The 1,498-nt window shown below is 71.5% G+C and carries 2 protein-coding genes; one reads left to right on the plus strand and one right to left on the minus strand.

Going from position 1 to position 1,498, the window contains the following annotated elements; translation table 11 throughout:
• Positions 1 to 12: 12 nt before the first annotated feature.
• Entirely contained in the window at positions 13 to 1,002 is a 990-nt protein-coding gene (locus ADK41_RS03440) for a helix-turn-helix transcriptional regulator (protein ID WP_053670199.1), read from the minus strand.
• A gap of 93 nt (positions 1,003 to 1,095) precedes the next feature.
• Here ADK41_RS03440 and ADK41_RS03445 point away from each other — a divergent pair, with 93 nt between their 5' ends.
• Complete coding sequence (locus ADK41_RS03445; protein WP_030837508.1) at positions 1,096 to 1,494, plus strand: VOC family protein; 399 nt, start codon at positions 1,096 to 1,098, stop codon at positions 1,492 to 1,494.
• The last annotated feature ends 4 nt before the right edge of the window (positions 1,495 to 1,498 follow it).

Consider the following 1,498-nt stretch of genomic DNA (forward strand, 5'->3'; position numbering starts at 1 on the left):
GGTTCCTCGCTGTCAGGCTTGGCGGGCGTGGGACGCGAGGCGATCGGCGAGCGCGGTGACGAGGTCGCGCAGTTCGTCGGGGCGCTCGATGACGAACGGCCGGTCGAGTGAGGCGAGTACGGGAGGCAGCCAGTCGAGCCGCTCCGCCCGCAGCTCGACGCGCAGCCAGCGCTCGGTCGTCCGGTCCCGGCCTGCCGCGGGATCGTGCTCCTCCAGGCTCGCGATGCCGGCGGGCAGGCGGGCGCGGATCTGTTCGACCGTCCCGTGGATCCGCAAGGTCACCTGGTGCCGGTACTCGGCCGTGGCGAACGCCGACAGCACGCGCTGTGCCGGACCGGGGCCCACCGGTGCTTCGAATGAGCCGGGCAGGGCCCGCGCGTCCGCGATGCGATCGAGCCGGAAGGTCCGGTCCTCGCCGATCCGGGCGTCCTCGCCCGTGACGTACCACCGGCCCGCATGCGCGACGATCCCGTATGCGTGCAGCGTGCGCTCGCTGCGCCGTCCGTCGCGGTCGGTGTAGCGGATCGAGACCGGTCGGCGGTGGTGCACCGCATCGGCGAGGGTGAGCAGGACCCCGGCGTCCGGGGTGTCGAACTCTCCGGGCTGTTCCGTGAAGGCGAGGGATTCCAGGAGGGTGTCGAGCCGACGGGCGATGTGCCTGGGCAGCACCCGCCGGATCTTCGCCGAGGCGGTCTCGTTCGCCGTGTGCTGCGCCGTCGTCAGCCCTGTTCGGCGGCCGGCGACCAGGCCGAGCAGCACGGCCAGCGCCTCGTCGTCACTGAACATGAGCGGAGGCAGGCGGTACCCGGGAGCGAGCCGGTACCCGCCGTAGCGGCCGCGCACCGATTCCACGGGCACGTCCAGATCGATCAGCTGGTCCACGTACCGCCGCACGGTGCGCCCCTCGACGCCGAGCCGGTCGGCCAGTTCGGCCACCGTCCGGGTGCCGCCCGACTGCAGCAACTCCAGGAGTGTCAGCACGCGGGCGGTGGGGCGGGGCATGCGCACAACCTAGCGCGATTACAGGACCGATTCTGTCCACTATCTCTCCTAGCCTGCGCGGTGCACGCCTTCAGCACGGCCAAGGAGATCCCCATGGAGTTCGTCTCTGTCCGCATCATCACCGGCGACGTCGCGCGCCTCGTCGAGTTCTACGAGCGCGCCACGGGGGCGCGGGCGGCGTGGGCCACCGAGGAATTCGCCGAACTCAGGACCACGGGCGCCACCCTCGCGATCGCGGGCGCCGGCACCGTCCCGCTGTTCGCCCCGGGCTCCGCCCACCCGGCGGACAACCACAGCGTGATCATCGAGTTCCTCGTCGACGACGTGGACCGCGTGCACCAGAACCTGACCGGCTTCGTCACCGACCTCGTCAACGGGCCCACCACGATGCCCTGGGGCAACCGGTCGCTGCTGTTCCGTGACCCCGACGGCAACCTCGTCAACTTCTTCACCCCCGTCACCCCGGCGGCCAGGGAGAAGTTCGCACGCTGACGCC

Origin of the sequence: Streptomyces caelestis (assembly GCF_001279005.1) — a bacterium.
Taxonomy (GTDB): Bacteria; Actinomycetota; Actinomycetes; order Streptomycetales; family Streptomycetaceae; genus Streptomyces; species Streptomyces heliomycini.

Bases quoted from the DNA above. Each gene is read 5' to 3' on its own strand.
- ADK41_RS03445 (WP_030837508.1), top strand. From the start codon at position 1,096: ATGGAGTTCGTCTCTGTCCGCATCATCACCGGCGACGTCGCGCGCCTC.
- ADK41_RS03440 (WP_053670199.1), bottom strand. From the start codon at position 1,002: ATGCCCCGCCCCACCGCCCGCGTGCTGACACTCCTGGAGTTGCTGCAG.